This is a genomic window from Aerococcus sp. HMSC10H05, assembly GCF_001806975.1.
Taxonomy (GTDB): Bacteria; Bacillota; Bacilli; order Lactobacillales; family Aerococcaceae; genus Aerococcus; species Aerococcus viridans_B.
In genome coordinates this window covers 1-5,008 of sequence record NZ_KV786957.1, presented here as the reverse complement: position 1 = coordinate 5,008, position 5,008 = coordinate 1, and the positions used below count along the sequence as shown (strand labels likewise).

At 35.0% G+C, this 5,008-nt stretch carries 4 protein-coding genes; 2 read left to right on the top strand and 2 right to left on the bottom strand.

Annotated features, from left to right (window positions below):
* Together HMPREF3116_RS01865 and HMPREF3116_RS01860 are read left to right on the top strand one after the other, a co-directional pair.
* The coding region (locus HMPREF3116_RS01865; RefSeq protein WP_246819016.1) for a restriction endonuclease subunit S at nucleotides 1-638 on the top strand (638 nt) is incomplete at its 5' end.
* Between the two features lie 125 nt (nucleotides 639-763).
* Nucleotides 764-3,787 carry a type I restriction endonuclease subunit R gene (locus HMPREF3116_RS01860; RefSeq protein ID WP_070467318.1) on the top strand — a complete coding sequence of 1,008 codons (3,024 nt, stop codon included), beginning with the start codon at nucleotides 764-766 and terminating at the stop codon, nucleotides 3,785-3,787.
* 273 nt (nucleotides 3,788-4,060) lie between these two features.
* Here the strand turns inward: HMPREF3116_RS01860 and HMPREF3116_RS09060 are convergent, their stop codons facing one another.
* Complete coding sequence (locus tag HMPREF3116_RS09060; protein WP_070467316.1) at nucleotides 4,061-4,318, bottom strand: topoisomerase C-terminal repeat-containing protein; 258 nt, start codon at nucleotides 4,316-4,318, stop codon at nucleotides 4,061-4,063.
* The gene (locus tag HMPREF3116_RS01850) at nucleotides 4,299-4,844 is read right to left on the bottom strand and encodes a DNA topoisomerase (RefSeq protein WP_070467315.1); all 546 of its coding nucleotides are present in this window, start codon (nucleotides 4,842-4,844) and stop codon (nucleotides 4,299-4,301) included. Before HMPREF3116_RS01850 ends, HMPREF3116_RS09060 begins: the two co-directional genes overlap by 20 nt.
* Nucleotides 4,845-5,008: the final 164 nt, after the last annotated feature.

Sequence of the window (5,008 nt, the reverse complement as noted above, 5' to 3'; positions counted from 1 at the left end):
TTACTCTTCATCAGCGTAAGTTAGACCAATTAATCCAACTCAAAGAAGCGTTGTTACAGCAAATGTTCCCAGGTAAAGGCGAAACGGTGCCGAAATTACGGTTTGAAGGGTTTGAAGGCGAGTGGGAAGAGCGGAAGCTGGGTGAATTACTTAATTACGAACAACCAACTAATTATATTGTTCAATCTACTGAATATAACGATTCATATACAACACCTGTTTTAACCGCTGGCCAATCTTTTATATTAGGATTTACCGACGAAAAAGAAGGGATAAATCGTGCTACAAAAGATAATCCAGTAATCATTTTTGATGATTTTACAACTGGATCACATTTAGTTGACTTTCCTTTTAAAGTAAAAAGTTCTGCTATGAAAATATTATATAGAAGTAATGACAACCACAATCATACTTTTTTATTCTATTTATTGAAGAATATTAAATATGAACCACAGGCTCATGAACGTCATTGGATTTCGCTTTTTTCTAACTTTAAAGTAAAAGTTGCAAACGATTTTGAACAAGAAAAAATTGGTTCGTTATTGGGGAAACTTGATAACAAAATCATTTTTCAACAGCGTAAATTAGAACAATTACAAAATATGAAACAAGTTTTACTACAAAACATGTTTATATAATCATATAAATCACCTTCGTTATGTTCAGTTCACTTTGATAAAGAGTATTGATATAGCGAAGGTATTTGTATAAAAATAATGATAAAGGAGTGTGTGATGTGAAAAGCTTTGAATTAGAGAGCGACATGGAAGATAAGTTGATTGACCAGTTAATTAATGGTGAATCACAATGGACTTATCGGCCAGATTTAAAAAATGAAGAAGCATTATGGGATAATTTCCGCAAAATTCTGACTCGTAATAATAAAGATAAATTGAATGACGTCCCGTTAACGGATAAGGAGTTTGACCAAGTAAAAACGCAATTGAATTTCGGGTCATTTTATCGTGCTGCTGAATGGTTAAAAGGGGAGAACGGGATTGCACAAGTCCTTGTGCACCGTGAAGATGCGAAATTAGGCAAGGTTTCCTTAACTGTATTCAAATCACAAGATATCTCTGGTGGGATTTCCGTTTATGAAGTGATTAATCAGTATGCGTCAAGTAAACGTGATGAACAAGACCGTAACCGCCGTTTTGATGTGACTTTATTGATTAATGGATTACCTTTAATTCAGATTGAATTAAAGAATCGTTCAGAAGGGTATATGGCAGCCTTTGAACAAATCAAGAAATACTCAAACGAAGGTAAATATACCGGTATCTTTTCCATGCTTCAAATGTTTGTGGTCACAAATGGGGTAGATACGAAGTATATTGCAGCTGCTGATGGTCAACATATTAATAAAGAATTCTTAACTTCATGGGTAGATAAAAATAACAATAGAATCAATAACTATTTAGGTTTTGCCAAAGAAGTGCTGTCTATTCCACAAGGTCATAAAATGATTACCGAGTTCTCTGTGTTAGACGCTGACCATAAAGCGATTATTCTACTCAGACCTTATCAAATTCATGCGATCTTAGCAGTAGAGCAAGCCGTAAGGCAACGTCAGTCTGGTTACGTGTGGCATACAACAGGTTCTGGTAAAACACTTACGTCTTATAAAGTGGCCAGAAACTTATTGAGAAGCCCAGCCTTAGATAAAACGATATTTATCGTAGACCGAATTGACCTTGACCAACAAACGGGTACTGCCTTTAAATCTTATGCAATGAATGACGTTGTAGAAGTGAATGATACGGATAACGTATCTGATTTGGTGCGAAAATTAACCGCTAATGACCGTGACTTAGTCATTACAACGATACAGAAATTAAATTATGTCATGAAACGTTACGGTGACAAAGAAGATAACCGTACCGCAAAGAAATTACGCAATTTAAACATAGGGTTCGTTGTAGATGAGTGCCACCGTGCTGTGACCCCTAAAAAACAACAAGAAATTACGAAGTTCTTCCCTAAATCACTTTGGTATGGCTTTACTGGAACGCCAATATTTGCTGAAAATGCGCGAGATGAATTTGGGGATATGCCACGTACAACAGAAGAACAGTACGGCCCACGTCTGCATGAATATACCGTAAAAGAAGCCATTCATGATAAAGCCGTACTCGGTTTCCAAGTTGAATATATTAATACACTTGAAAAGAACTCTATTGTAGATTATTTTGACCAATCAGGTATCGATATAGATGGGTTGAGTGAACATGAAATAGAAGCCAAATTACCTAGAGAAGCTTATGAAAACGATGAACACAAACTAAAAGTCATTGACCAAATCGTTAATTACTCAAGACATAAATTCAAACTTACTCGTGGGCCAGGGAACACCTATAGTGCGATTTTAACCACACGTTCTATTCCTGATGCACAACGCTATTATGAACTATTTAATGAAGTAAAAGAAAGTAAATCAAGCGTTAAGATAAGTGAAAAAACAAAGAGTCAAGTATCAGACTTCCCGAAAGTAGCGGTGACTTATTCTTTAAATGAAACAGAAGAAACTTCTTTTGAACGTCAATCACAATATAAACAAATCATTCAAGATTATAATGAAACGTTCAACACACATTATGACCTAGAACAGGTTAGAGCTTTTAACCAAGACATTAATAATCGTTTAGCACGGAAAAAAGATATATACCGTACACGTAGTGAACAATTAGATATTGTGATTGTGGTTGATCGTCTATTAACTGGATTCGATTCACCTTCAACAGCGATTTTATTCATGGATAGACCACCCGCAAAGGCGCACCATTTAATTCAAGCTTTCTCACGGACAAACCGTATCTACGACAAGGATAAACAATACGGCCAAATTATGACTTTCCAATATCCAATTCAGTATCAAGAAGCGGTCGAAAATGCCTTTATTTTATATTCTAATGGTGGAGAGAGCGCAATACAGGCGCCAGGGTGGAATGAGTCATACGGACGCTTCCAGGACGCTTATGAGCGTTTAATTTCTGTCGCGCCTAGCCCAGAGAGCATTGATGTCAATGATGATATTGATACCCTCAAACTCTTTGTAAAAGCTTATCAAGAATTTGATAAGAGCTTAGGGGCTATCCAAGTATATTCAGAGTTTGACGAAGAGGTGTTTGAACAACAATACAACTTACGTCCTGAAGTAATAGAGTCTTACCATGGTAAGTATGAGAACGCCTTAGAAAAAATTAGAGAACAAATCGATGAAGACGAAGAAGATGACTTAACGATTGACTTCGATTATCAGTTGTCTGAAGTAGGCAAGCAACAAATTGATTACGAGTACTTAATGCTGTTAATGCAAACGATCGTTAATGAACCTAATAGTCAAAATCGTATCAAACGTATTGTTGACGCTGAAGCTTATTTAACGAAATTTAAAGATAATAACCCTAAATTAGGTGAAATTATTGAAGATATCTTCTCTACTATTAAGGATGGTAATGAGCTAGCACAAGCAGAAAATACGCTTAATGTATCGAGTGAAATCGAAAAACGTATTGATGAGCGTGTCAGTGAATTGGTTCATGATTTATCGGAAAGTCTCTATGTCCAAGAAGATGATTTGCATTACTTAATCGAGAATTACAAACCAGAAAAAGCAGGTAAACAAACTGGTGAGAATAATCTCCTTGAGAATATGGATAAAGACCGTTATCTAGAAGAAAATCGGGAGAAAGTACAGAAGAAATTCAGAGTGAAAAAATTCGCTAAACAAGCGTATACCGATGTAATCGAAAGCGAAATACTCCCGTTAACGAACAAAAACTTCTAAAAATGAATAACAAAGAAGGGGCTGGGACAAAAGGTCTCTCAAAAAAATACACCCCCAAAACTATGAACTTTTTTGTTCAGTAGTGGGAGTGTATTTTTCTATATCTTTATAAAAATAAACGAAAGTGGGACTACTTTTTTCGCAAAAGTAGTTTTGTCCCAGCCTCTTTCCTTTTGTCTTATTGTTTTAATCTTTTTATTTGTAGGTCAGATATACATAATTGACCACCTAATCCTTTTAAAATGGCTCTAAATCGTCCTGTCAGCGTCTATTTTATTTGTCAAAGTCAAAAGTTACCCTATTTTCAACAATTTTCAATTTAGCATTAAAGTTCTTACCCTTTTTACTTTTAAACCCTTTAATTTCTGATGTAGTACCTTTCTCCAGCAATTCTTGGATATTCTTTTTAGGTATCGTTTTACCACTCCATTTTTTGGGTAAAGTAAACTTACATTCAGGATAATTATCACACCCCAAAAATTCCCCTTTATCTACAATATGATGTTGGCATTTAGGACAAGTGCCAATCATTTTGTCGTCCATTTTTTTTTGCATGAACTTGAATATCACTATTTTTGAAATTATCAGGTACAGTATTAATCGTATGTTCAATAAATCGTCCAATACTACCAATAAAGGCTTCCTGTGTACCTTGTTCTTCTTTTATTTTGTTTAAATATTTTTCCCATTGTGCTGTCATTAAAGCGTTTGCGATAGGGTCATCTTTAATGATTTCACATAAAGTGATTCCTTTTTTGGTTACTTCTAAATATTTTTTATTTAATCGAATATAGCCTTTGTTTTTGATATTTTCGATTATACTAGCTCTTGTCGCTTCTGTACCGATACCTTCTGTTTCTTTCAATATATCTTGTTCATTTTCTTCTTCTAACGTTCTTCCGACATTCTTCATTGCTGTTAAAAGTGTACCTTCGGTGTAAGGTTTTGGTGGCTTTGTTTCGCCTTGTTTTGTTTCAAAATTAGCTATTAGCCTACACGATTTTATTGAGAACAGGGTCATTACAATAAATGATTGGACTAAAAAAGTTGATTTCAAGCGCCAATTGACTGCTGATATGAAGCTTAAATTGATCTTGGAAGATATCGACCTAGAGGACGCAGCTATGCTAACAGGTTATTTTATGAGCTTAGCTGAGAATCAATACGGAAATCGGTAAATAAAAACAAGGGTTCTGTTGCAAAGTTTTAAATCTACTATCA

Coding starts and splice junctions, on each gene's coding strand:
- HMPREF3116_RS09060 (WP_070467316.1), bottom strand. CDS start 4,318: ATGATTGGCACTTGTCCTAAATGCCAACATCATATTGTAGATAAAGGG.
- HMPREF3116_RS01860 (WP_070467318.1), top strand. CDS start 764: ATGGAAGATAAGTTGATTGACCAGTTAATTAATGGTGAATCACAATGG.